This is a genomic window from Anaerocolumna jejuensis DSM 15929, assembly GCF_900142215.1.
Lineage (GTDB): Bacteria > Bacillota > Clostridia > Lachnospirales > Lachnospiraceae > Anaerocolumna > Anaerocolumna jejuensis.
The window spans coordinates 196,010-222,481 of record NZ_FRAC01000010.1; the positions used below are offsets into that span (position 1 = coordinate 196,010).

Here is a 26,472-nt window from a genome sequence, read left to right on the forward strand (position 1 = left end):
AGAAAGAATCAGATGCTGTTAAGGGCTTTTAACGCAGGCTCCCATTACCTGGCAGCATCCTGGTAAGAAGTTTCTGCGGAGGGCTCCTCAAAATGCCTGGAATTGTACATGCTCCTGTATTCACTGGGAGTACATTTTTTTATATTTCTAAAATTACGGTTAAACGTTGACAGGCTGTTAAAACCACTTTTCATAGCAATCTCCACGATTGCCAGGTTAGGGTCGGACAGCAGGTTTTCTGCAAACAGGATACGGCGCTTGATAAGATAGTCGTAATAAGTCACGCCGGCAAAGTCGGCAAACAGCCTTAAAAAATGATATTTGCTAAAGCCTGCCAGCTCAGCCATTCTGTCACTGGTCAGGTTCTCCGTGCAATGGTCATTGATATACTGGCAGATATGGAGGAATTTATCAATGTATTTATGCTGTTTCTGCTTGATGACGGTTTGGGGGCCTTTATCCTGCTGAATGCAATTCCTGCCTATTATAACAAAAAAATAATTTAAAATGGCGGATATAGAAGTCTCATACAGGGGAGGACGGTTCATATACTCATCAGCGACCTGATTCAACAACTGGACCAGCTGCGGATGATGGGCGGAAGAATCCTCCGTCCGGCTTAGAATGCAGGGATAAAAGCTGCTGCTGATTGAATCGATTCCAGTAAAGCTGTTCAGCAGAATACTGTCACACTGAATGATGAGCCGTTTGCCGGTGGGAGGGGCATAAAGCTCATGGATCTCACCTGAAGGAATCATTATGATATCAAAAGGATTTAAGACATATTTTTTCTTATCAATTATGACCGTATAGATATTATTGACAGGCATGATGATTTCAGTGTCGGTATGCCAGTGAAGGGGGTAATCCTCATATTCAACATTCATATATAGCCGGACGCGGAGATTGTCCGGATGAAAAACAGTTTCCCTGGTACCCGTTAATTTTTCAATCATAAATACCTCCTGTTTCGTATGGACCGGCTTAGCAGCCTTCCATTTTTAACAAGTTACTTACGAACCATAGTTAGCTGTTTCTATTATAATTTTAATTGGTTTAAATGTAAACAATCAGCTGCACAAAATTTGCTTTTTTTATAAGGGGAAAAACAAGAGACCGGGCAGAAAAATTATATGAATTGTATAATAAAACAAGCTGTGATTATTTATATTACAGCAAAAATACTTTTTTAAAAAGAATAATGGTCAGATGAGAGCTAAATTCATGTAAAGAAATAGCAATATTTGATTAGTGTGCAGCAATTAATGGGATGCAGTTACTTGCGATATATGTTATAAATGAATAGAAGGCTTTGGATTAATTATTGTCTGTTTATTTAATATGTATAAAGCAGAAGGCCTTTTTACAGAACCCCAATAGTATTTTAATTAAAAAAGCAGCAGTGAAACAGTGAAAAATAAGGAGAACAGATATGAAATACAGCAATCCGGTAATCAGTGGCTTTTACCCCGATCCCAGCATTTGCAAGGCTGGGGACAGTTATTATTTAGTGTGCAGTTCCTTTCATTATTTTCCCGGGGTACCTTTATTTGAAAGCAGGGACTTAATCAATTGGACCCAAATCGGATACTGCCTGACACGTAAGAGCCAGCTGGAATTAACAGGAGAAGGCGCCTCGGGAGGCATTTATGCACCCACTATCCGCTACCATGAAGGACGGTTCTATATGGTTACGACCAACATAAAAATGGGAAATTTTTATGTCTGGACGGAGGATATTTATGGGGAATGGTCTGAGCCGGTAAAGGTAGAGCAGGGAGGAATTGACCCCTCCCTCTATTTCGAAGACGGTAAGGTTTATTTTATGAGCAATGGCGTAAGTGATGACGGAATAGAAGGCATCACACAATGTGAGATTGATATCGAAACAGGCAGGAAGCTGACAGCCAGCCGCTCCATCTGGCAGGGAACGGGAGGAAGATTCCTGGAAGGACCCCATTTGTATAAGATGAATAATTTTTATTACCTGATGGCAGCAGAGGGCGGTACGGAATACGGGCATATGGTGATATATGCCAGGGGCTCTTCTCCCTACGGTCCCTTTGAAGGCTATAAAAAGAATCCGGTATTGACCAACAGGGATAAGGGCGGTTATTTGATACAGGGGGTAGGACATGGAGACCTGATAGAGGATAAAAAGGGGAATTGGTGGATGGTCCACCTGGCTTTCCGGCAGATAAGCTTCTGGTCCATGTATCATCATTTGGGCCGTGAGGTTTATATGGTACCCGTTACCTTTGACAGGGAAGGCTGGTTCAGCGCCGGGGTGAACGGAATGACCCCGCTTAGTGTGGAAACGGACAGAATCCCTGAAGGAGTTATACAGGAGCACAGGACAGAGTATACCTTTCATAACATGGATTGGAAAAAAGACTGGTGTATGCTGCGTAATCCGGTGATGGAAAATTACACCATGGGGGATGGAAGCTTACGGCTAAGGGGAACTGCCGTTACTCTCGGAAAAACAGCTTCACCTACTTTTATCGGTATTCGCCAAAAGGAGATGAAGGTTCAGATAACCTGCGAGGTGACTGTGACGGAGGGTGAGGGAGGAATTACGATTTTAATGGATGAGTTCCACCATTATGACCTGGCTCTTAAGAAGCTGGAATCCGGCGGCTTCCTGCTGCAGAAGAGGGTATGCATCGGTGACATAAAATACCTTCAGGAATCCTTTGAGCTGGAGGACAAGCCGGCTTTAACGGCAAAGCTGACCATTAGCGGTGACAGCAGTCAATACCGGTTTGAGGCAGTGGTTGAGGGAAAGGACATATTCCTTGGAACGAATAAGACAAAATATGTATCCACAGAGGTTGCCGAAGGCTTCACAGGAGTAATGATAGGCTTGTACGCCCAGGGTGAGGGGAAAGCTTGTAAGGAGCCGGTACTCTTTGAGAATTTTCAATGCCGGTATGAACGGTGCACCCTCGAATAGAGAAAAGTAAAGCTGCGGCAAAAATAAGTTTGCGGCAAGGAACAGCGGCAATATCTGTAACAGAAGGAGGAAACAGAGATGTTTAAGAATCCGTTAATGGGACTGGACTACCCGGATGTGGACGTGATACGTGTAGAGGATACTTATTACATGGTAAGCACTACCATGTACTTTATGCCCGGCTGTGTTATTTTACGGTCCTATGACCTGGTAAACTGGGAGATAGCAGGCTATGTCTATGAGACCCTTGAGGAAACACCGGGGCACAGGCTGGCAGGAGAGCAGAATATATACGGGCAGGGAATGTGGGCTGCCTCCCTGCGGTATCATAAGGGAACCTTTTATATCTGCTTTGTTGCCAATGATACGCATAAAACTTATTTATTCCAGTCGGAGAGTGTGGAAGGCCCTTGGAGAAAACAGAACATAGAAGGTTTTTACCACGATGCCGCCCTTTTCTTTGACGAGGATGACAGAGTGTACATAATAGCCGGAAATAGTGCCATTTGGCTGACAGAATTGAGATCCGACCTGACCGGGCCAAAGGAAGGCGGCATAAGGCGTATTATCGTGGAAGACAAGGACCATCCGAGCCTGGGCTATGAAGGCACCCACTTCTATAAGATCAATGGCAGGTACTATGCCTTTTTCATTCACAGCCTGCGGACGGAATGGTTCCGTACGGAAGCCTGTTTTTCTTCTGATTCTCTCCTGGGAGAATTTACAGGAGGGGATATACTGCAGGATGATATGGGATTCCGGCATTCCGGTGTGGCCCAGGGCGGAATAGTGGATACACCGGACGGAAAGTGGTATGCCCTTCTGTTTCAGGACAGAGGTGCGGTAGGGCGTATTCCGGTTCTGGTTCCCCTGTATTGGGAAGGTCATGCCCCGGTGCTTGGAATCAATGGAAGGGTTCCGCTGCAGCTGGAGGTAACAAGTACCAGGCCGGATTACCGCTATGAGCCTTTGTCTGCATCGGATGATTTTGATTATAAGCCATCAGAGGATGGAAAAATCCATTTAAAAAAGGTCTGGCAGTGGAATCACAATCCTCATAAGGAGCTGTGGTCCGTTACAGAGAGGCCGAAAGCCCTGCGGCTTCATTCAGGCAAAATCTGCGAGAATCTGACACAGAGCTATAATACCTTGACACAAAGAACCGGTGAGCCGGAAAGTGCGGCATGGGTCACGGTGGACGGAAGCGGGCTGAAGGATGGGGATTATGCCGGAATAACCGCCTTGCAGGGCTGTTATGGTGCTGTTGCCCTTACCCGGGACAAAGGGGAATATGCACTGGTCATGGTGGGAAAATCATCACCGGAAACCTCCATGACGGAGGACTATGGTCATACTCTGCCGGAGAAGGAATATGAAAGAATTCCAGTGGACTCTCCAATGGTAACCCTGAAATGCAGGACTGACTATCGGGAGGAACGGGATGAGGCAGAGTTTTACTATGAGAAGGCCGGTAAATGGATTCCCATCGGAAGCTCTCATAAGCTGACCTTTAAACTGGACCATTTTACAGGCTGCCGGTTTGGCCTGTTCTATTATTCAACAAAGGAAACCGGCGGCATAAGCGATTTCCTGAAGTTCCATTATGAGACTGTCAAAGCTGCCGAGCCGGTGGATGCCTGAAATTTTAAAATAACTGATATTGTTAAATCCATACAGGACTGCAGTATCGGTTATTTTTTATAAAGAAATACCGTTAACATAGAGACTTTTACCAGAAAATACTGTCAATGCGTTTGTTGACATAACACTGCCCATTTGAGACAATGAAAATATATGAAAGCTAAAATCTGTTAAGGGATGAATCGGAATACAAAAATAGTAATAGAGAGGATATATATGCAGAAGAAGAAATCTTTTGTAAATAAAATATTCCTATATCAATTTTTGCTTACAGGACTGCTTCTGGTAGTGCTTGGAGTTTTTGTGATTTCGTCCTATGGCATCCTCAAAAAGGAAATCAGCGAGTCCTCCGATACATTATTAAAAATATACAGCAACGAAGTTACAAATAACATGACTGAAATGAACAGTATATTGAGAAGCATTACCGCACAGGGAGAATATCTCGCCAAGCTAAAAAGCAGGGATGAAAATGAACGGACACTGGCTTCCATCTCTCTGCATAATTATATGCAGAACCTGGCATCGCGGGAAGATATTTCAGGGGTTCTCGTCGTATATGACAGTAATTATAATATCTGCCTGGATGCGGTGGAAGCAGGCTTTGATTATGGCAGGAAAACATATCTTCGGGAATTTACACGCAGGGCCACCGTAAATGTTAAGATTTTGAATCATAAGTGGAATTTTTTAAATTATGAAAATGAAACCTATATGTATAAAATAATCCTGACCGGCCGCAGGGCCATTGCTATTTATATCAGGACAAATAATTTATTGGACAATACCTTTTCCGAAGATAACAGCAACCGCTCTATTGTTCTGGCAAATGATGCGGGAAATATCGGAAAGGTATGGGGAAATGTGACCGGTGATATTAAAGTAGGAGGAGACATCGGTCAAATCAATTTAAAGAATTATTATTTAACCATGAAAAAAGTTGCCGATTCCCAGCTGATTATTTATTGCTATACCAGTAAAAACAGCATACTGAAGCAAATTCACACAAGTATGAAAATTGTCGGATTTATAGTCAGTACAGCGGTGCTGTTCATGCTTTTTATATTAAAGTTTACCAGAAAAGAAGTTGCCATACCCATGCAGATAATAGCAAATGATATGGTTCGGATTAAAAATGGCGAGTATGATAACCGGATTGACGGAGATTTCAATGCGAAAGAATTTGAAATGCTGCAGGATACCACGAACCAGATGATCGATGAAATTCTGGGTCTTAAAATACAGACCTATGAAAAACGTATTGAGCTGCAGAATATGGAACTGAAAAGTATCCGCCTGCAATTAAAACCGCATTTTTTCCTGAATGCCCTTACAACGATTTCAAGCCTTAGCAGTCAGAATAAAAATGTACAGATAAAGACATTTATTGATGCCCTGTCTAAGAATGTGAGGTATATGTTCCGGGCGGGTTTTCACACAGTGGCCCTGAAGGAAGAAGTAAAGCATGTGGAAAATTATTTTGAGATGCAGGAGTTGAAATACCCGGGATGTATCTTTTATATGATTGACCTGCCCCAGGAATTGTCTGAATGGAAGATTCCTCAGATGCTGATACACACCTTTGTGGAGAATGAATATAAATATGCCGTTTCCCTGGATGAAACCCTGACCGTTCTCATTAAGATCCGAAAACTGGTGTATAAAGAGGAAGAAATGCTAATGATAGAGATTGAGGACGATGGAAAAGGCTATCCGGAGGAAGTGCTTGAGTATATGAATGGCATCAGGAATAACAACAATGAGCGGGGAACCCGAATCGGGCTATGGAGCCTTAAGCGGATGATGGAGCTGATGTATGAGAGAAACGATCTCCTTATACTGGAAAATATTGAACCTCACGGCTGCCGGAACCGGATCTATGTGCCGGAAAAGGCAAAGCATGAAATGCTTGGCATAACATAATACGGAAAGCAGGGCTATGATAAATTTATTAATTGTAGATGATGATATGGCAACGGTAGAGGTGATCAGAGCTTCCATAGACGGGAAAAAACTTGGCGTAGAGGAAGTATGGTCCGCGTATAATGTAGCCGGTGCCAGGAAAATACTATTGGAGAATACAATCGATATTATTATCAGTGATATAGAGATGCCCCAGGAATCGGGCATCGATTTATTAAAATGGGCAAGAAGCGAAAATATCGATTGTGAGTTTCTGTTTCTCACATGCCATGAAAGCTTTTCGTACGCAGCGGAAGCAATCAAATACGAAGCGGCGGCTTATATAACGAAGCCCTTTGATATTGATATTATGGAGCTGAATCTGCAGAAAATTATAAAAAAGCGGAAGCAGAAACAGAGCTTGGAAAAAACCTGCATCTATGGAAAGTGGATGGAAAAGAACCTTCGCTTTGTAAAGCAGGAATTCTGGAAAGAAGTATTGGAAGGGGAACTGTTGGATGAAGCCCGGATTGAAAAGGAAATAACCGGCAGACATCTGGAAATCAGCAATGCTAAAAAGTATTGCTTTATATATTCCAGGCTTAGTGATACGGAAGGAGATATGGAGCGTTACGGAAAAAGTGTGGTAGAATTTATATTGGAAAACTTTCATTCTGAGATTCTATGCGAAAAAGTGGAAAATGAAAGTGTTGTTAAATTCCACTCAGACGATGTCCTGAGCTTCATTACGATATGTGAAGAAATAGAGCCTGATAAGCTTCGGGAAAAATGCGAGCAGCTGGTGAATACCTGCAGAGGATATTTCAAAATGACCTTTACCTGCTGTATCAGTAAAGCTTATAATATTGCCGAGCTTGCGGAGGCGAACCGGAATTTAAAAAAAATCTTTCAATATTATGTAAGCTTTCATGGGCAGATTTTTTTTGAAAATGAAGTGGAAATTCAGGTCAATAAGGATACGCAGATTATCGATCTGGATAAATTCAATGCCTTGGTGGAAAAAAAGGACAAGTCAGAAATCCTGCGTTATTTAAAGCAGCTTTTCCATGAATTGACCGCCTATAATAAACTGAATTTGTATACCCTTTATCTGATGAAACAGGAGATAATGCAGGTAGTATATGCAGATTTGATGAGGCAGGGAATACAGGCAACAAAATTGTTTTATGATGAATTATCCAAAAAAATTGCCGACCATGCCCTGGACTCTGCCATTGATATGATCCGCTGGGTGAATTATCTGCTGGAGAAAACATTTCAGTATGAGGAGGAAATCACAAAGCCTGCCACTCTTGTGAACAAAATCAATCACTATATACAGGAGCATTATGCAGAGGATATCGGACGCAATGAGATAGCCGCAAATTTCTATCTGGCACCGGAATATCTGGCAAAGTCATATAAAAAGAAGACCGGGATAAATTTAAAGGATTATATCATACTGTATCGGATTGAAAAGGCAAAAGAGCTTTTAAAACAGGATGACAAAAATGTGAGTGATATTGCTGAATTAGTAGGCTTTGCAAATTTTTCTTATTTTTCGACCATATTTAAAAAATTTACAGGTATAACACCTATGGAATATAAGAAATCCAGAAAAGAGGAGGCTGATACGCGGGGAGGCAGTCGGGTATAGAGAAAGAAGTGTCAAGCTTTAAATTCAAAGAAAAGGGCTGTTGCAAAATAAAGCTCTGGGGAGCATAACTTGCCATAATGCACTGTTTGACAGGTTATACTCCTCAGGGCTTCATTTTGCAACAGCCCCATTTATTCCCGGAAATGGAATCGGTGAGCAGCGCAGGGATAAAGGCATTACAGAAATGGCCATTTTCAAGGAGATAGCTTAAAATCAAAAATATATGACTTGTTTTTAAAAGACGCAGGAATGTTAACTTGCTATACTTTAATTATCATAAAGGGAGGAAATTATGAGATTTGCATTACCAAAATCAGCAGCAGTTTTGATTGCGGCAGCTTTGCTTACAGGACTTAGTTCCTGCAGTAATATGAGTGACAGAAAGAGCAATTCTGCAGATATTACGGAAAGTTACACCAAGCAGTATGAAAAAATTGTATATGCCTACACAGCCTATGATGGGATACCGGAAAAGAAAACACTGGACTCGGTAGAAGAGGCAATTAATGCAATTACAAGAAAAAAAATTGGTGTGGAAGTGGAACTGAAACCTATCGCGGCAGCTGATTATTCCTCCAATGTCAGTCTTGCTTTACAGGATGGAGAACAGATTGATATTTTTGAATCCATTGGTGATTTCAATACCTTTGTATCCGGTAATATGGCCTATGATTTGACAAATATGATTGATGCGTGTACTCCGGAAACAAAAAAACTTATAGGAGAGGATTTGCTTTCCGTATGCTATAAAGACGGAAAGCTGTATGGAATTCCAACCTACAAGCCATATGCGGCGGCGCCCATGATAGTCTACAGGCGGGATATTGCCCGTAAATTGGGAATTGATATGTCAAAGGTAAAAAGTATTCATAGTCTGACAGAGATTTTGGAAAAGGTAAAGAAGGCTTATCCGGATATGGCTCCTCTTCTACCGGTTCAGCAGGGAAATTCCGGAGTGAATTTGTGTATTCCGGAAGTTGACTATCTTACCGACGGTGTTTCCAGCCCAAAGGGAGTTTTAATGGGAGGTGATATGACAGTCGTTGATTATTATGGTACAAAGGAATTTGCCGATTTATGCAGACTGGCAAGGACATGGTATAATGCCGGGCTGATTTTAAAGGATGCCGCAACTACTACGAATACGGTAATGGAATTGATGGCATCTGATAAGGGCTTCTGCTATATAGCAAATTATAATTATCCGGCAGCCGATGTTCCGGCAGTATTAGAAGCACAAAATAATGTTCCGTCTTTGGGTGCAGTGCAGATCGGCTCTGCCTATATCACAACGGATTCCATTAATTCCTTATCCTGGATGATTTCTGCTACCTCGGTAAACCCGGTGGCTGCTTTAAAGTTTCTGAATCTGACCTTTACGGATAAGGATATTATTAATCTGATTATCTATGGAATTGAGGGAAGGGATTATATCCTGGATGAGGACGGATTTGTGTCTTATCCAAATGGAAAAGCAGCCTTTGGTGTACCTTATAATACTCAGCTAAACTGCGGGACTCTTGGAAATTATTTTCTTATGTATCCTCTGGCAGGGACAAGTAAGGAATCGGTTATCTGGGAAAAGGAGCAAAACAAACAAGCCGGAAAGTCGCCTGCTATGAATTTCACCTTCGATTCCAGTCCGGTAAGAACGGAATATACGGCAGTGAATAATGTTATCAGCCAGTACTTGCCGGGATTATTATGCGGCAGCCTGGATCCGGAAACTGCTGTCAGTGAATTTGAATATAAGCTGCATACGGCCGGCCTGGGCAATATTATAACAGAAAAGCAAAAGCAGCTGGATAAGTGGCTGGCCGGTAAGTAATCCTGTATCACAGGTATTGCAGGGCAGGTACTCAAAATTAGTTTATTGAATATACTAAGTGCGGATTATGATAAATATATCATAGTGAGGGGAGGAAAAAATGGATAAGGATATGACTTTGAGGCTTCCCAATGGTGACTTTTTTAATAGATGGGAAAAAGAACAGGTTTATGACAGGGAACTTCATGTTAACTGCAGCCATGCCGCTGCGTCCGATGAGAATGACGGAAGCCCTGAACATCCCTTTATAACGATTAATGCCGCGGCAGCCCTGGCCCTGCCCGGTACCAGAGTCTTAATCCATGGAGGGGTTTACCGGGAATGTGTGCATCCTGCAAGAGGCGGGGATGGTATTGACAAAATGATATCTTATGAAGCCTATGGTAATGAAAAAGTGGTCATAAAGGCTTCTGTTACGGCAAAAGAATTCCAAAAGAGTGAAGGATGGAATCTATCACGCTTTACAACGGAGACGAAACAGGAAGGGGCTCCGGTAACGGTGTGGAAAACAGAACTTGATCCGGAGGAATTTCGGGGCTATAACCCTTTTTGCGCTGTTAATATCCTTCATGACCGGTTATTTATAGAATACGATAAGACAGATATGACAACCTACCTGAACCGACGGGGAATGATTTTCTGTGACGGAAAGCCTCTGCGCCAGGTATCACTTTACAACCAGCTGGGAGGTCAGCCGGGTTCCTACTGGATTGAAGCCAATGGGCAGACCGTGCACTTCCGGTTGTTTGAGGACGAAAATCCAAAAGACCATCTGATTGAACTCACCTGCCGTGAGCAGTGCTTTGCTCCGGAAATCCCGTTCTTATCCTATATCAAAGTGAAGGGCCTGACCTGTGCCCATGCTGCAACAGGGGCCCCCGTACCTCAGAGAGGAGCAATATCAGCCTTCCGGGGACACCATTGGATTATAGAGGACTGTACGGTGGAATGGTCAAATGGAGTGGGGATTGATATAGGAAATGAATGCTGGCACCACACGGTAACAGCGGGGCAGGTCATCGGCTCCTCGGTTATCCGGCGCTGCAGGATTTACGATGCAGGTGTCTGCGGAATTGCGGGACTTTTTGCGGAAAATCTTCTCATTGAGGATAATCTGATACAGGGTACCGGGTGGCAGAAGATGGAATTATCCTGGGAGGCGGGAGGAATAAAGGTACATAACTGTACGGACAGTATATTCCGCCGGAATATATTTACCAGGACCTACCGGGCAGACCACCTTTGGATGGATGTGGGCAATCAGAATAACCGGATTACCCAGAATTTATTTCTGGATGGGATTGAGCAAAGGGAAGCAATCTTTATTGAATGCAGCAGAGATGATGTGAATCTGATTGACAATAATATTTTCTGGAATATCCAAGGGCGTTTTGAACCTGGAGCAATACAGGAAGAGCCGGGGTCCGGGGGCTGGTACAAAACGGAAGAATCCGGTGTGGTAAACGGTTATGCTGTTTATGGGGAAGGAACGGACTATACACATATCGTAAACAACTTTATAGGAAAATGCCGCAGTGCCGGGTATTATGCCAAGGCAGTTGCCTTCCGCATAGCCGGAGATTCCAGAGGCGGTACCTCCAGGGAGGCAAAAATCTGGAATAATATTTTTTATGACTGCAAAGAGGCTGCGGTCAAAATGCCCACGAGGCATAATGAGTCGGAAGGAAACCTGTTTTTAAATATGCCGGGAGGATTTTTGAGGATACTTTATCCGGCACCTGCCGAATGTCTGGATTTAAAGTCCTGGAGGCAGTTTTACGGTTTTGACAGCCAGGGGCAGGAGGGTTATTTTGATATAAGTATCGATACGGAACACTTTACAATGGAGATTCGTCAGAAAGACATCTCACCGTCAACTTTTCATTTAAAGGAAAAACGCACTTATATTCAAAGCGTAGAGGATATCAGGACAGTTAAAGCAAAAACTATGGTACCGACTGATTTTTATGGAAATACAGTAAATGCGGAAATGCGGATACCCGGTCCTCTGGTTCAATTAATAGAAAATCAGATAATTTCAATAGACCCCAGAAGGTTGTAGAAAGATACAGGAAATTAACCGGGCAGAATGAGAAGAGACAGATTAAGTAAGGTATGATGACAAGATGCCGAAAAGATACCGGAAATAAAGGAGAGCATGGAATGAAAGTTTTTCAAGATAAGAAAAAGCTTAGGTCTTACAAAGAGTTTTTGTATATATTGCCGTTTATAGTGCTGGTCGCTGTTTTTGCTTATTATCCGCTATATGGATGGGTATATGCTTTCTTTGATTACAGGCCGCCAAAACCAATGACCATGGATGATTTTGTAGGGCTTAAATGGTTTAAATCAATGGTGGCTAATCCGGTAAAAACAAAGCAGCTTCTAAATGTAATAAAAAATACATTTGCCATGAGCGGAATTACAATTGCAACTTCATGGCTGCCAATGATTTTTGCGGTATTTTTGAATGAAATTAAGTGTAAACCTTTTAAAAAGTTCGTTCAGACAGTAACGACCGTACCCAATTTCATAAGCTGGGTTCTGGTATATTCTGTTGCATTTAATATATTTAACAGTACGGGTATGGTGAATCATCTGCTGCTTTCCAGCGGAGCTATTTCAAAACCGATTTTGTTTCTACAGTCCTCTGAGCATGTCTGGCTGACCCAGTGGCTGTGGCTTACCTGGAAGAACCTTGGCTGGGGCGCTATTATGTATATAGCTGCGATTACAGGTATTGATGAAGAATTGTTTGAAGCAGCCAAAGTGGATGGTGCCACAAGAATGCAGAGAATCCGCTACATTACCATTCCAAGTATCTTACCTACGTATTTTGTATTACTCATGTTAGCTATTGCAAATTTCCTTTCCAATGGTATGGAACAGTATTATGTATTCCAGAATGCTTTCAATAAAGATTCCATTCAGGTTTTGGATTTATATGTATTCAATTTGGCAATGGGAAGCGGCAGTTATTCTATTTCTACAGCACTTAGTATCTTGAAGAGTTTTATCAGTGTTGTACTGCTTTTTGTTGCAAACGGGATGTCAAAACTGGTAAGAGGCGAGAGCATCTTATAATATGGGAGGAATCGTTATGAAAAGTAAGAATAACAGGATACGCAATAGGCGCAGTGCCAGTGATATTTTAATCAGCATACTGACATATGTTTTCTTTGCTGCATTTGCATTTATCTGTATCTATCCGTTTTATTATATATTTATTAACACCATAAGTTCCAATGATCTGAGCCAGAGGGGACTGATTCTTTTCCTGCCAAAACAGCTGCATATACAAAATTACATAAAAGCAGTTAAAATCCCCGGGTTATTAAATGCTGCCACCATATCTGTAGGCAGAACGGTAATTGGTACATTTCTGACAGTTATCGCAACAGCATTCATGGGTTATATGTTTACCAGAGAGAGTTTATGGGGCAGAAAGTTCTGGTACCGTTTCGTACTAATTACAATGTACTTTAATGCCGGTATCATTCCCTGGTATATCACCATGCGGAATCTGCATCTGACGAACAACTTTCTGGGATATGTTCTACCGACTATCGTATCACCGTTTTTTATTATCCTCGCAAAGACCTTTGTGGAATCCATACCAAAGGAGCTGGAGCAGGCTGCGGAAATTGACGGGGCGGGGACAATGAAGGTGTTTTTCAAGGTTATCATACCGGTTATCAAGCCCATCATGGCAACTGTAGCTATTTTTGCAGCGGTAAATCAGTGGAATGCTTTTCAGGACACCTTGCTGCTTATGACCGATACCAAGCTGTACAGTCTGCAGTTTATTCTGTATCAGTACATCAATCAGGCAAGCTCCTTAAAGCAGCTTGTAAATTCATCGAGCAGCTCGATGGTAGCACAGACAGTGGCTACTGTTCAGACAGCTACCTCGATACGTATGACGGTAACAATTATCGTAGTTGCGCCAATCTTATTAATATATCCGGTTTTTCAAAGGTATTTTGTTAAGGGTATCATGATTGGAGCTGTAAAGGGTTAATATAGAAGGATGGTGAGACATCTTTTTATATAAAATTTGAATGGAGGAGATATTTATGGGAAGACGAAAAACAGTTTCATTAATGTTAGTTGTGGTTCTTATGCTTTCATTGGTTCTGAGCGGATGCTCAGATAAAAAAACAAATGATAAAGCAGCGGGCAGCCCGACGACTGAAGGAGCAAAGGCAACGGATGGTGCTTCGGATACACCTTCGGCTATCGATCATTCGGACACACTGACATTGGAGGTTTACGACGTTGCCGCTAACTATCAGGGGATTCAGAGCGGATGGTTTGGAAAGGTAATAAAGGATAAATTCAATCTGGAATTGAATATTATCGCCCCTCAGGCTTCCGGAGACGGGGAAGCTCTTTACCAGACACGTACTTCTGCAGGAGACCTTGGTGATATCATTCTGCTGGATAATCCAAAGCTGCAGGATTGTATTCAGGCAGGATTGATTGCAGATATTACGGGTGAAGTGAATAACAGTACAAATCTGAAACAGTATCTTGACCAGTATAAGACCTATAATGCAGGGCTTGAGGGTAATTCTGAGGGGAAGATTTATGGCGTGCCCTGCTCGGTAACCAATACTTCACCTACGACTTATACGGATGATACCGTATATATCAGCCCGATGCTTCCCTGGGATTATTATTCGGAACTTGGTTCTCCCGAGATGAAGAATATGGATGACCTTCTGGATGTTCTGGAAAAGATACAAAAGGCTCATCCTGCCAATAAAGCCGGTGATGCAAACTACGCTCTTTCTTTATGGGCAGACTGGGATAAGGGCGGAACCCAGATTACAATGGAGACTGCAACCCAGCTAACAAAGACATACGGCTATGAAGTAAATGGCTCCATTATGCTTGGCACCAAGGGAGATATGAAAGAAGTTACAGAGGACGACGGAGCCTATTATAAGATACTGCATTTCTTCTTCGAGGCAAATAAAAGAGGTTTAGTTGACCCTGACTCCGGAACCCAGAATTGGGATACAGCCTGCACAAAGATGAAAAACAAGCAGGTATTATTGTTCTGGTACAACTGGCAGAGGGGCTTCTGGAATACACCGGACCGTGCCAATGATAAAAATGCTTATATCTATGCACCTGTTGAGGATATGACCTTCTATCAGCCTTCCGATTCCTATTACGGTGATGGAAGAGCCTTTGCCATCGGCTCCCAGATGAAAGGAAACGATAAAGCAAGAGCCATTGAATTCTTAGACTGGTTAGCAAGTCCCGAAGGTCTTGAATACAATCATGACGGTATTCCGGACTGGAGCTATACAAAGGGTGATGACGGTAAATATACAATGACAGAAAACGGCCTGTATGGTCTGATGGAGAACCGTACTGTTCCTGATGAATGGGGCGGCGGCGGATTTGATGACGGCAACAACAAAATCAATCAGGCACCTTTAGCGGCAGTATCTACCGACCCGAATACCGGTGAAACATATAGCAAGGATTATTGGTCTTCCTATCTGGAAGCAAACAAGACAACTATGACAAAGGAATGGGGCCAAAAGTATGGTGCTGAAAACCAGGTTAAATATCTGGAGAAAACCGGACAGCTGGGCACAGTACCTAATGTAAATATCATTCTGCCAAGTGACACCACAGATATTGCCGTAGTGCGCAGCCAGTGTGCCCAGTTAATATGCGATACCTCCTGGAAGATGGTCTTTGCAGGCAGCGAAGATAAGTTCAAGAGTATGTGGGAAGAGATGAAGACTCAGCTTAATGGTCTTGGCTGGTCGGATTTAGTAGCATTTGATAAAGCAAAATACCAGAAGGTAATTGATGCAAGAGCTGCAGCAGTGAAATAGAGTCTTAAAATTAAGTAAAGGACTGCATTTAGAAGGGTGTAATACGGTCACTTTATACAGGAATCATGTATAAAAGGAATTCCATTCTTTTATACATGGTTCCTCTTCAGTTGTACCTATACCCGTTTGGAACAATGAAACCGGAGGTAATAATGGGAGCTGCTATGAAAGAATATAATAGCGATAAAATGAAACTATGGTACGACAGTCCGGCATTGGAATGGGTAGAGGCCCTTCCTCTTGGCAATGGCAAGCTGGGAGCCATGGTTTACGGAGACCCTTTTCAGGAGAACATACAGGTAAATGAAGAAACCGTATGGAGTGCCGGGCGCGCCGTAGAGGCGGATCAGGAAGTAAAGAAAATAATGAAGAAGCTGCAAAAATGCCTGTTGGATGGTGACTTAAAACAGGCGGACCTGCTGGCGAAGGATGCTTACGTGGGTAATGAGCAGGGTTCCTATCAGACCCTTGGAAACATACTTCTTAACTTTGGCTATGGTGAGAGCAGGAAAGTACATACTTATCGGAGGGAGCTGGATTTGGAGGCTGCTGTGTCAAAGGTAAGATATACGGCAGGAGGTGCTAGTTACAGAAGGGAAAGCCTTATAAGTGCGGCAGATAATGTATTTGCCATGTCCATGACGTCAAATGAAAGCCTGTCTATCAATCTGGAAGCCACTTTAAGCAGACCCCTCAACTGTAATATCTCGGAAGGCGGGCTTCCTTTTTCAATCGTGATGAAAGGACGCTGCGGTGATGAGAACTCCATAGGGTACTGTGCAATGCTAAAGCTGCTGCCTGTCTTTGTGGGCTGGGGTAAAGAAGGAAAGGGAGAATATAAAGAGGGAAAGATTATCCTGCAAAATGCCACTAGCTTTACGATGTTTTTTACGGCTGCCACCGACTATAATACGGCGGACCCTGAAAAAGCCTGCCTGGAATGCCTGCAAAAAGCAGAAAAAAAAGGTTATGAAGCCATAAAGAAGGAGCATATTGAGGAATATGGAAAGCTCTTTCGGAGAATGGATTTTTCACTTGGTGAAGATAAACTTTATGAGCTTTTGCCGACAAACGAAAGACTGGCAAGAGCAGCTGACGGGAATATGGATCATTCCCTGGTTGCCCTATATTATCAATTCGGACGGTATTTGCTTATAGCAAGCAGCAGAAGAGACAGTGAACTGCCGGCTAATCTGCAGGGGATATGGAATAACAGGACCCATGCACCCTGGGGCAGCCGCTATACCATAAATATTAATACGGAAATGAATTACTGGATAGCAGAACAGTGTAATCTTTCAGAGTGCCATGAGCCATTGTTTCGGCTCATTGAAAAGCTAAAGGAAAGCGGACGTATGATGGCAAGGGATATGTATGGCTGCCGGGGCTTTATGGCGCACCACAATACCAATATATGGGGAGATGCCTCTCCTCAGGACAATTGCCCTTCGGCTACTTACTGGCCTATGGGGGCGGCCTGGCTTTGCCTGCATTTATGGGACAGGTATGAGTTTACAATGGATACCGGATTCCTTTCGAAAGTCTATCCTACCATGAAGGAAGCATGTGAATTCTTTGTAGATTTCCTGGTGGAAGACAGGCAGGGAAGATTTATAACCTGTCCAAGCCTGTCACCGGAGAACACCTACAGAACACCGGACGGTTACCAGACGGCTATCAGTGCGGGGACTGCCATGGATAATGCAATCCTGCGCAAGCTCTTTCAATCCACGATAGAGGCAGCAGGTATACTTGGAACCGACAGGAAATTTACCTCTGAATTAAAGGAAATATTGCATCGTATTCCCGGACTTAAGGTAGGAAGCAACGGCACCATAATGGAATGGCTGGAGGAGTATGAAGAAACGGAAATAGGTCACAGGCATATATCCCAGCTCTTTGCATTGTATCCGGCAGGGGAAATTACCGTTGAGTCTACTCCGGAGCTGGCAGAAGCGGCAAGAAGAACTCTGGAGAGGAGGCTTTCCCACGGCGGGGGGCATACGGGCTGGAGCTGCGCATGGATTATTAATATGTGGAGCCGGCTGCAGGATGCACAAAATGCACATAAATATGTTCAGACAATACTGTCAAAATCAACATATCCTAATATGTTTGATGCACATCCGCCCTTTCAGATTGATGGCAATTTTGGAGCAGTGGCAGGTATTACCGAGATGCTTTTACAGAGTACCCAGGGCATATTAAATATTCTGCCTGCACTTCCGAAGCAATGGTCTGAGGGTTATATCAAAGGCATACGGGCAAGAGGAAATTATGAAGTGGATCTGGAGTGGGAGAACGGGCAGCTGCTAAAAGCCGTTATTAAGAGCTGCACTGTGAAAAGCGGCAGGAAACGGAAAGACAAAGTGAAAATCAAATATGGAAATAGGGAGGATTACCTCATAACCCACCAGGGCGAGGCAATCCCGGTTCTTGCGGCAGACGGAGGCCTCCTGGAATTTGAAGTAATCAGGGGAGAGGAATATGTAATGGTGTTAAAGAATTAAAAATGTGTTAAGTGGGTCTGCCGGCCAGTCTGATATGCAATAAAAATAAGAATGAGAGGATAATTAGCATGAGTACAATAACGGTTAAGACAGCGGAGAAGCGCTTTCCTACAGCAAAAAATCTGTATGGTATTTTTTTTGAAGACATTAACAGGGCAGGAGACGGGGGGCTTTATCCTGAAATGCTGCGTAACAGATCCTTTGAGGACTCCATTCCACCCGTGGAATGTGAAACCGAGCAGGAGGATTATGCAATTATAACACCGGCAGGCTGGAGGGATGAATTTAATCATGGGGAAGGACTGTCCAGATGGATCAGAGAAAATAAGACAGAATATACACCTATACCGGCTTGGTACAGTGAGAATGCAGAAATGAAGCTGGATAGGGAGGACACTTTAAATGAAAAGCGGTGCGCTGCACTTGCAATCTCATTCTTACCTCAGGGCTGCATTTACAATACCGGTTTTACCGGTATTCCTCAGAAAGCAGGAGAGAAGTATCATTTTTATATGTTTGCCAAGGCAGAAGAGCCGGTTAAGGTGGATTTACTGATAGAAAAAGACAATGAGATATGGTGCGGAACAGAAATTAATTTATGCGGAAAGGGTTACCAGAGGTATGATTATGAGTTTACCGCAGGAAAGACCGCAGGAAATGCAAAATTTGTAATAAGGTGTCAAAAGGGAGGAAAATTGAAACTTGGATTTACCTCGTTGATGCCGGTTGATACCTACAACAGCCATGGTCTAAGAAAAGATTTGGTGGAGAAGCTTAAGAATATGCACCCTACATTTTTACGTTTTCCGGGGGGCTGTATTGTAGAAGGGTTTACACCCTCTACGGCTATGCGCTTTCATAATACCATCGGCCCTGTTTGGGAAAGACCCAGTCACTTACTGATGTGGCATTACCGTACTACCAATGGATTAGGGTATCATGAATATTTACAGTTATGTGAAGATCTGGACATGGAACCTCTTTATGTGTTTAACTGCGGTATGACTTGCCAGGCACGTAACAGTGTGCTGATGGAAGGAGAGGATCTGGAAGAAATGATTCAGGATACTCTCGATGCAATTGAATATGCAGTAGGACCGGCCGGGAGCAGGTGGGGAAAAGTACGTGCATTGATGGGGCATCCACAGCCTTTTAAAATGAATTATGTTGAGATTGGCAATGAGAACTGGGGACCTGACTATGAGGAAAGATATTTAAAATGCTATTCCATCATAAAGGAAAGATATCCTTTTATCAAATTTGTTGCAAACAGCCATGTAGAAGAGAAGGAGCTTCCGGTCGATATCGTGGATGAGCATTTTTATAACAGTGTGGAATATTTTGCAGAAAATATTCATTTTTATGACAATTATGACAGGAAGGGTCCGGAGATATTTGTAGGAGAGCTTGCGGTGCTAAGAGGCCCTGTGGGACAGCTTTATGCTGCCATGGGTGAAGCTATGTTCTTAATAGGGATGGAACGGAATCAGGATGTTGTAACCCTTGCATCCTATGCCCCTTTGTTGGATAACTATCATTATTATGCATGGTATCCCAATCTGATTATTTTTGATAATTTACAAAGTTACTGTATTCCTACCTACTATGCGTGGAAACTATTGGGAGGCAGCAGGGGGAATCATGTTGTTGCCTCTAAGGATACAACAGGTGTTCTTTACCGTCCGGTTTCGGGAATGCCCTCCTTATTAGGACCTGCCGGAGTACGCTACCGGAAAGCAGCCTGGGACGGCAAAACGGTGCGGGCAGTTCATGAGGTAATGGGACATGAAGCGGCGTCAGAAGAGGAGTTTATAATCTCAGAGCCCGATGAAGAACAGAAAGCAGAAAGTGCAAAAATGGGGGTTAAACTGGACGAAGTGCTGGTGGTATTAGGTGATAATGAGACAGCCGTTAAAGGTACTTTTGAAATTGAAATTTTTGCGGAGGAAGGCCGGGAAATTGGAATTGGAGTATATAGCTCCCGCATTCCCAAAGAAGTATATATGAATGATGAAACCCACCCCCCCAGGGAGTGGAATGCCGGCATTGTACGTCCTTTTCAGTGGAGAATAAAGGACGGCAGGAGTACTTTTATGGATTATCAGAATTCAGTTCCCCTGGCGGCAGAAGTACCGGTGAAGCTTATAATGGGTACCTATAATAAGTTCAGATATACCGTGACAGGCAGGGAAATGAGCCTTTATGTAAATGATGAACTGATACAGAAAGCAGAGGTTCCTCAATTTCCTGCTATGGCCTCCGTTGTCTGTGATACAGAGGATGAAGTGATTGTTAAAATCGTTAATATAGCACCTGAGCCGGATGATATCACAATCAATCTGGACTGTGAGGTTCAAAGCAATTACCTTGCCGGTATTCTGACAGGAGAAAAGCATGATGAGAATACAATAGAGCATCCGGAAAAAGTGCAGGATATTGAGCTGAGGCTTCTCGGTGCTTCCAGTCACTTTATTTATCATGCACCTGCCTATTCAGTAAACGTTTTACAATTAAAGAAAAAGAAAATTACCAAAGGATGAGAGGAAAAGGAAAACCGTAACAGAATACAGTATCACGAAAGGCAGAATCCTTTCGTGATACAGATTTAAAAACGGTTGGAGGAGTACGAAAGATGAAAATTAGAGAAGGTATAAATAAGCTGTTTTCTAATCGGAAGGTTATGAGAGAATTGAGTCATTCCGGAAAAAATGAAATGAAACGAAAAAAAAGGAGTGATATTGATACCTCTGGTTTCAAAGCTTTAGATGCTCATAAAAAAGGGGTTATAAAAAATAGTAAGACGATACGTTTCAAGCTGGCTGCATCATATTTGGTTCCCATAGCTTTTATTATCCTTTTAGGAGTGGTCTCTTACAGAGTGGCCTCCGAGGGGATTGTGAAAAACTACGAGAAATCATCTTTGCAGACTATCAGTATGACCGGCAAATATCTGCGCTTCGGATTGTCCTCTATTGAAGCGACCAGTCTCCAATATGCAAATGACAATACGATATCAAAATTCTTTTGTAATTTATACGCCAACGATAAGTCAGAATATAATGCTGCGTATAAATACATAGGAAGCATTCTGTCCGCAAAGCAGGCTTCCGATGAGTTTATAGGAAATATTTACATCCTTTCAGATAAGGTAAAATCCATTTCAACTAAGGGCAGCTATGACAGCGGCTTATACGGAGGATTCACACAGACGGAACTGGGAGCAGACCTGAAAGAAAACAGGATGAAAAATGTCTGGGCCGGTGCGGATAAGTATCTGGACGAAAAGCTGAAAACAAATTCGGAAGAGTATTCCCTGCGTTTAATTAGAAGTCTGCCGAATGCTCAGGCAATGCTGGTTATTGATGTGAATGCAAATACGGTAAACAAAATACTGGACGGATTAGATTTTAACAAATCCGATTATATAGCGGTAGTTACTTCTGACGGGAAGGAAATTATGGCGGGGGAAGGCAGAAAGAAAGAAGGAGACAATAAGAGCAACGCAGCAGATATCTTCGCTGGGCAGGATTTTTATAAGAAAGCAGTTTCCTCGAAGAAAACGGAGGATTCCCTGTATGTTAAGTACAAAGGGAAAACCTATCTGTTCCTGTATTCTCAAGTAGGGGAGACGAAAGCGATGGTCTGTGCTTTAATTCCGAAGGACATAATCACCAGCCAGGCTGATAATATTCGGACAGTAACAGTACTTATTGCGGCAATTGCAATTATATTTGCCGCTATTATAGCAATTTTTATATCACAGGGGATAGATACGACAATCAAAGATATAATTGTAAGGCTGAAGGAAGCTGCAAAAGGTGATTTGACGGTTCAATTCCAATCCCGGCGCAGAGATGAATTCCATACATTGATTGAGGAAACGCAAAATACATTTTCAAATATGAAAAATCTAATCCGTCACGTAAAGGGTATGAGCAGGGAAGTCTTTCGTTCTGCGGAAAATATATCTGCAACCTCGGAGGCGTTCTTAAAATCCACAACGAATATTACTGCTGCAATGGATGAGATTGACCAGGGCATCTCACAGCAGGCAAAGGATGCACAGGAGTGCCTGGTGCAAATGGATAATCTGTCGCAAAAAATTATTCTGGTAAGTGATAATACCAGAGAAATAGGGCAGATAGCTGATCAGACCAAGCAGAGCATCCGGGAAGGCTCCATAGTTACTGCGAATCTGAACAGTCAGACACAGACTACGATAGAGACTACGACGGATATCATCCATGAGATAGAAGCGCTGGAGCAAAAATCATTATCTATCAGCAGGATAATAAACGTCATCCATGAGATAGCCAGCCAGACAAACCTGCTTTCTCTGAATGCGTCGATTGAAGCAGCAAGAGCAGGTGAATACGGAAAAGGCTTTGCTGTTGTAGCCAGTGAAATCAGAAATCTGGCAGAACAATCTCAGGAATCCGTAAATGAGATAAATCGAATCATTGAAAATATACAGAAAGATACCAGAAAAGCGGCTAAAACAGCGAGAAAAGCAGAGAATGTAGTAAAGCTGCAGGGGGATGCCGTAAAGAACACAATAAATTCCTATGAAAATATAAACAATAGTGTGGAAAGCCTGATGGTATATTTAAGCGCTATTACCCGGAATGTGGAAAATATGGGAGAGGCAAAGCAGAGTGCACTGGGAGCCATTGAAAGCATATCAGCTGTATTGGAAGAAATAGCGGCGTCTGTTAATACGGTCAACTTGACGTCAAATGAACAGCAGGCTTCGGTAGAGACCCTGAACACAGCGGCAGAAGAGCTGAATCGGAATACGCAGACCCTGGTCATAGAAGTTAAGAAGTTTAAAGTGGAAGAAGGATAATCAGAACACAGCCTATGAAGTAATAAGGTATAGCATGAGAGTAATAAGATGTAATAAATAAAGTAATGAAATGTAACCAATAAAGTAATAGAACGTAACTGATAAAGCAATGGAATATAGCCGATAAAGTAATAGAATGTAACCGATAAAGCAATAAAACATAACCATTAAAGTAAAGAAAGCATAACCAATAAAGTAATGAAAATGCAACCTATTAAGTAATAAAAAAATAGTTTGAATTTGGTGAATAATTAGATATAATAGGATTACTATAATATGGTGTTAAAACATTAACAACCTTACGGAGGATGAAAGTGAAATGAAAAAAACGGTGTCAGTAGTGATTTTATTGGCTATAGGTGCATTTGCTGCCTATTCTTTTTTTAATGGGAATATGGTAACAGGAATAGTAAGTTTAGTGGTTTTAATTTTAGCAGGGTTATATGTTCTCGGCAGTTCGGATGATGAGAAGGAAGATGAGAAAAAAACTCTTAATGTAGATGAAAACAGTGCACATTCCTTCGTTGGCAGTGAAGGAAAGCCTGATTTTGAACAGGCTAAAAAAATCAGAGAAGAAATGCTTAAGAATGTGAAACAGGATGATGTATCTCTAGAGATTAATGCAGCTGCGGGATTGATGCTGAATCAGGATTATGAAGGCAGTAAAAGAGCTTATGAAAGCATCATAATAAAATATCCCCAGAGCAAAGGTGAATGTATAGGACAGATAGGTGTTGCTGAGTTCTTCCTGGGTAATTATGAGAAAGCCTTAGAGAATTATATCGAAGCCAAAAACAATGGTGAAGACAATAATATGACTGAGGACAATATATGGGAAGTGTGTGAACTTCTGCATAAAAAGAGCGGAAGCAGTAAAGCCGTAGAGCAATATCTGAGCCTGTATCCCGCGGGCCGATACATAAAAAAAGCAAATAAACTGATATCATAATCCATGGATTTTTTTACTTATGATAAAGCTTTGCTGATAATCCGAAATTATATCGAAATGGGCCGGTACAGCCAGGCCCTTGACAGACTGTCAGAAGCTATGCAGGAGCTGCCTAATGATGCCTATCTGTTATACCTGACGGCTTATTGTCTTTATAAATCAGAGGAGTATGACAATGCAATTGCTTGCTGTAAATCCGCTGTTGACAATGGTTTTAACAGAGCAGAATGTTATCATCTGCTAAGTATGATTTTAGTGCAGAAGGATGAGTATAAGGAAGCTGAAAGACTTCTCCTGGCAGCCTTGGAGCTGGAGCCTCAGAATCCGGATTACATTGCTTTCTATGGCTATTTGAAGATGCTTACCGGTAAGAGCAGTGAGGCTCTTCCGTTAATAAACAAAGCGCTGGAAATTGACCCGGTTAATTTAGGAGCCCTGCAGTATAAATTTTATTATTATCTGGATATGGATGACAGTTATGGAATAAAATCCAAGGTCATCGAAGATTATTTTTCTGTTTCTACGGATGAAAGTGACCGATTTTTGAAAGCAGGCTTACTGGATTACCATAAACATGATTATAAAGCGGCAGAAGAGAATTTCAGGCAGGCTTTCCAGCTGGATCCTACCAATAAATTTATTTTGAAAATGCTAGATACGATTACCCGTAAACCTCGTTTTTTTTATTATTGGAAAAGAAAAATAAAACGAAGTATATCAAAACAGATTGCCATATTTAAGGTTACTTTGAAGGCAAAATGGATAATATTTAAATACTCCGGGATTACAAAGGATACCGAAATATTTGTTGTGGTGCCTGTGGTATTGTTAGCAGTTATTGTAGTTGCATTGATTATATTACTTTAATGGGGTATCACGATGGAAAAAATTGAAATCATGCGGAGCATGCTTGAAAATAATCCGGAAAACGGGCTTGCCTGGTACCTGCTGGGAGCAGAATATGTGGAAACAGGTAATGAGAGCGAAGCCTTATATGCATTTTCCCAGGCACTGAATTATTGCGGTCAGGAATTTAAGACGCAGATCTATGAACAGCTTGCAAGACTTACAGATAAGAAAGAAGCAATAAGCAAAGAGAGCTTGAATAATGGAAGTCACGATAAAATCCCTGGCAATGAAAAAAATACTGAAAATAGGGCAGTAGAAAAAAATACAGGGAACCAGGGAGAATACGAAAGTATTTTAGAGGACGCTTCTGAGGAGTATGATGATTTGGAAGAAGATTACGAATCGGATAATTCGGATGAAGGCTGCGAATCAGATGATTTGAATGAAGATTATGATTCGGATGAAGACTATGAATCGGATGATTCCGGTGTTAACTATGGCACCGGAGACGATAAGATCATAAGGCTGAGTGTGGTCGAAGGCGGCAAAAGCAGAGAAGACAGTTTTGCAGCTGCACAAAAGAGGAGCCCTGTCACTTTTGATAACGTAGGTGGTTATGAAGACCTGAAAGACGTTATTCGGATGAAGATTATTAAACCCTTTAGCAGTCAGGGATTGTTCAGCAGATATAAGAAAAAAAGCGGCGGAGGAATTCTTATGTTTGGACCTCCGGGCTGCGGGAAGACTTACATAGCCAAAGCCACGGCGGGTGAATGTCAAGCCGGTTTTCTGGCAGTTCATATTACGGATATTCTGGATCCTTACCTGGGTGTGAGTTCCCAGAATGTAAAAGATATATTTGCCAAAGCCCGAACGATGAGACCTTGTGTTCTGTTCTTTGATGAGATAGATACCATTGGTTTTAACCGGTCGAAACTGGCATCGGAGCATATGCGCCCAATCATTGATCAGCTGCTGACCGAGATTGAAGGAATTGATTCCGATACCCGGAATATGCTGATAATCGGGGCAACGAATATGCCCTGGGATGTGGACCCCGCCTTTAAACGTCCGGGAAGATTCGACAAGGTGATATTTGTTCCGCCGCCGGATAAAAAGGCAAGGATTGCAATTCTGGAATTGAAAATGGCAGACCGGCCTCAGGAAAAGCAGATAGATTACAATTCCATTGCGGAGAAGACGGAGCTGTATTCAGGCGCCGATTTGGAAAATGTTGTTGAAACAGCAACTGAAAATGTTTTGTCCGAAATCTTGAAAACGGGGGTAGAAAGACCTGTCAGTACCAAAGATTTATTAAAAGCAGTGGACTCTACCAGACCTTCAACCATAGAATGGCTTAAAACTATTAAAAATTTTGTTAAATACTCCAACCAGACCGGTATATACAATGAGGTTGAGAGTTATCTTTCAAAAAGAGGCCGCTATCTGTAAGGTACAGGCCTTACAGAAGAG

At 42.3% G+C, this 26,472-nt stretch carries 16 protein-coding genes; 15 read left to right on the top strand and 1 reads right to left on the bottom strand.

All coding sequences use genetic code 11. From position 1 onward, the window contains the following. Positions 1-44 precede the first annotated feature (44 nt). Positions 45-956 (bottom strand): AraC family transcriptional regulator, encoded by a 912-nt coding sequence (locus BUB77_RS10500; RefSeq protein ID WP_073275563.1) that lies wholly within the window; start codon positions 954-956, stop codon positions 45-47. 476 nt (positions 957-1,432) lie between these two features. Between BUB77_RS10500 and BUB77_RS10505 the strand changes: the two genes are divergently transcribed. From BUB77_RS10505 to BUB77_RS10575, 15 genes are all read left to right on the top strand, one after another. Further along, positions 1,433-2,956 carry a glycoside hydrolase family 43 protein gene (locus BUB77_RS10505; protein WP_073275566.1) on the top strand — a complete coding sequence of 508 codons (1,524 nt, stop codon included), beginning with the start codon at positions 1,433-1,435 and terminating at the stop codon, positions 2,954-2,956. Positions 2,957-3,034: 78 nt separating this feature from the next. Next, the gene (locus BUB77_RS10510) at positions 3,035-4,597 is read left to right on the top strand and encodes a glycoside hydrolase family 43 protein (protein ID WP_073275568.1); all 1,563 of its coding nucleotides are present in this window, start codon (positions 3,035-3,037) and stop codon (positions 4,595-4,597) included. Positions 4,598-4,813: 216 nt separating this feature from the next. Further along, the gene (locus BUB77_RS10515; protein ID WP_073275570.1) at positions 4,814-6,520 is read left to right on the top strand and encodes a sensor histidine kinase; all 1,707 of its coding nucleotides are present in this window, start codon (positions 4,814-4,816) and stop codon (positions 6,518-6,520) included. 16 nt (positions 6,521-6,536) lie between these two features. Further along, a complete protein-coding gene (locus BUB77_RS10520; RefSeq protein WP_073275572.1) occupies positions 6,537-8,156 on the top strand; it encodes a response regulator transcription factor in 1,620 nt (539 codons plus the stop codon). Positions 8,157-8,448: 292 nt separating this feature from the next. Further along, the gene (locus BUB77_RS10525) at positions 8,449-9,984 is read left to right on the top strand and encodes an ABC transporter substrate-binding protein (protein ID WP_073275574.1); all 1,536 of its coding nucleotides are present in this window, start codon (positions 8,449-8,451) and stop codon (positions 9,982-9,984) included. Between the two features lie 100 nt (positions 9,985-10,084). Then, positions 10,085-12,046 (top strand): right-handed parallel beta-helix repeat-containing protein, encoded by a 1,962-nt coding sequence (locus BUB77_RS10530; RefSeq protein ID WP_242962459.1) that lies wholly within the window; start codon positions 10,085-10,087, stop codon positions 12,044-12,046. Between the two features lie 101 nt (positions 12,047-12,147). Next, entirely contained in the window at positions 12,148-13,068 is a 921-nt protein-coding gene (locus BUB77_RS10535) for an ABC transporter permease subunit (protein ID WP_073275809.1), read from the top strand. A gap of 16 nt (positions 13,069-13,084) precedes the next feature. After that, the gene (locus BUB77_RS10540) at positions 13,085-14,005 is read left to right on the top strand and encodes a carbohydrate ABC transporter permease (RefSeq protein WP_073275576.1); all 921 of its coding nucleotides are present in this window, start codon (positions 13,085-13,087) and stop codon (positions 14,003-14,005) included. 55 nt (positions 14,006-14,060) lie between these two features. After that, positions 14,061-15,845 carry a type 2 periplasmic-binding domain-containing protein gene (locus tag BUB77_RS10545; RefSeq protein ID WP_073275578.1) on the top strand — a complete coding sequence of 595 codons (1,785 nt, stop codon included), beginning with the start codon at positions 14,061-14,063 and terminating at the stop codon, positions 15,843-15,845. Between the two features lie 164 nt (positions 15,846-16,009). Beyond that, positions 16,010-18,355 carry a glycoside hydrolase family 95 protein gene (locus BUB77_RS10550; RefSeq protein WP_084124126.1) on the top strand — a complete coding sequence of 782 codons (2,346 nt, stop codon included), beginning with the start codon at positions 16,010-16,012 and terminating at the stop codon, positions 18,353-18,355. A gap of 68 nt (positions 18,356-18,423) precedes the next feature. Continuing rightward, positions 18,424-20,895 carry an alpha-L-arabinofuranosidase C-terminal domain-containing protein gene (locus BUB77_RS10555; RefSeq protein ID WP_073275580.1) on the top strand — a complete coding sequence of 824 codons (2,472 nt, stop codon included), beginning with the start codon at positions 18,424-18,426 and terminating at the stop codon, positions 20,893-20,895. 92 nt (positions 20,896-20,987) lie between these two features. Next, positions 20,988-23,201, top strand: a complete 2,214-nt coding sequence (locus tag BUB77_RS10560) for a methyl-accepting chemotaxis protein (protein ID WP_073275582.1) — start codon at positions 20,988-20,990, stop codon at positions 23,199-23,201. A 319-nt stretch (positions 23,202-23,520) separates the two neighbouring features. Further along, complete coding sequence (locus BUB77_RS10565) at positions 23,521-24,150, top strand: tetratricopeptide repeat protein (RefSeq protein WP_073275584.1); 630 nt, start codon at positions 23,521-23,523, stop codon at positions 24,148-24,150. A 3-nt stretch (positions 24,151-24,153) separates the two neighbouring features. Next, the gene (locus BUB77_RS10570) at positions 24,154-25,017 is read left to right on the top strand and encodes a tetratricopeptide repeat protein (RefSeq protein WP_073275586.1); all 864 of its coding nucleotides are present in this window, start codon (positions 24,154-24,156) and stop codon (positions 25,015-25,017) included. Between the two features lie 12 nt (positions 25,018-25,029). Continuing rightward, positions 25,030-26,451: an ATP-binding protein gene (locus BUB77_RS10575; RefSeq protein ID WP_073275588.1), complete on the top strand. Its 1,422-nt coding sequence runs from the start codon at positions 25,030-25,032 to the stop codon at positions 26,449-26,451. The last annotated feature ends 21 nt before the right edge of the window (positions 26,452-26,472 follow it).

What these genes read in the sequence shown, in the direction of transcription:
- BUB77_RS10520 (WP_073275572.1), top strand. Translation starts at nt 6,537, where the DNA reads ATGATAAATTTATTAATTGTAGATGATGATATGGCAACGGTAGAGGTG.
- BUB77_RS10545 (WP_073275578.1), top strand. Translation starts at nt 14,061, where the DNA reads ATGGGAAGACGAAAAACAGTTTCATTAATGTTAGTTGTGGTTCTTATG.
- BUB77_RS10575 (WP_073275588.1), top strand. Translation starts at nt 25,030, where the DNA reads ATGGAAAAAATTGAAATCATGCGGAGCATGCTTGAAAATAATCCGGAA.
- BUB77_RS10500 (WP_073275563.1), bottom strand. Translation starts at nt 956, where the DNA reads ATGATTGAAAAATTAACGGGTACCAGGGAAACTGTTTTTCATCCGGAC.
- BUB77_RS10505 (WP_073275566.1), top strand. Translation starts at nt 1,433, where the DNA reads ATGAAATACAGCAATCCGGTAATCAGTGGCTTTTACCCCGATCCCAGC.
- BUB77_RS10550 (WP_084124126.1), top strand. Translation starts at nt 16,010, where the DNA reads ATGAAAGAATATAATAGCGATAAAATGAAACTATGGTACGACAGTCCG.
- BUB77_RS10540 (WP_073275576.1), top strand. Translation starts at nt 13,085, where the DNA reads ATGAAAAGTAAGAATAACAGGATACGCAATAGGCGCAGTGCCAGTGAT.
- BUB77_RS10560 (WP_073275582.1), top strand. Translation starts at nt 20,988, where the DNA reads ATGAAAATTAGAGAAGGTATAAATAAGCTGTTTTCTAATCGGAAGGTT.
- BUB77_RS10515 (WP_073275570.1), top strand. Translation starts at nt 4,814, where the DNA reads ATGCAGAAGAAGAAATCTTTTGTAAATAAAATATTCCTATATCAATTT.
- BUB77_RS10525 (WP_073275574.1), top strand. Translation starts at nt 8,449, where the DNA reads ATGAGATTTGCATTACCAAAATCAGCAGCAGTTTTGATTGCGGCAGCT.
- BUB77_RS10570 (WP_073275586.1), top strand. Translation starts at nt 24,154, where the DNA reads ATGGATTTTTTTACTTATGATAAAGCTTTGCTGATAATCCGAAATTAT.
- BUB77_RS10565 (WP_073275584.1), top strand. Translation starts at nt 23,521, where the DNA reads ATGAAAAAAACGGTGTCAGTAGTGATTTTATTGGCTATAGGTGCATTT.
- BUB77_RS10510 (WP_073275568.1), top strand. Translation starts at nt 3,035, where the DNA reads ATGTTTAAGAATCCGTTAATGGGACTGGACTACCCGGATGTGGACGTG.
- BUB77_RS10530 (WP_242962459.1), top strand. Translation starts at nt 10,085, where the DNA reads ATGGATAAGGATATGACTTTGAGGCTTCCCAATGGTGACTTTTTTAAT.
- BUB77_RS10555 (WP_073275580.1), top strand. Translation starts at nt 18,424, where the DNA reads ATGAGTACAATAACGGTTAAGACAGCGGAGAAGCGCTTTCCTACAGCA.
- BUB77_RS10535 (WP_073275809.1), top strand. Translation starts at nt 12,148, where the DNA reads ATGAAAGTTTTTCAAGATAAGAAAAAGCTTAGGTCTTACAAAGAGTTT.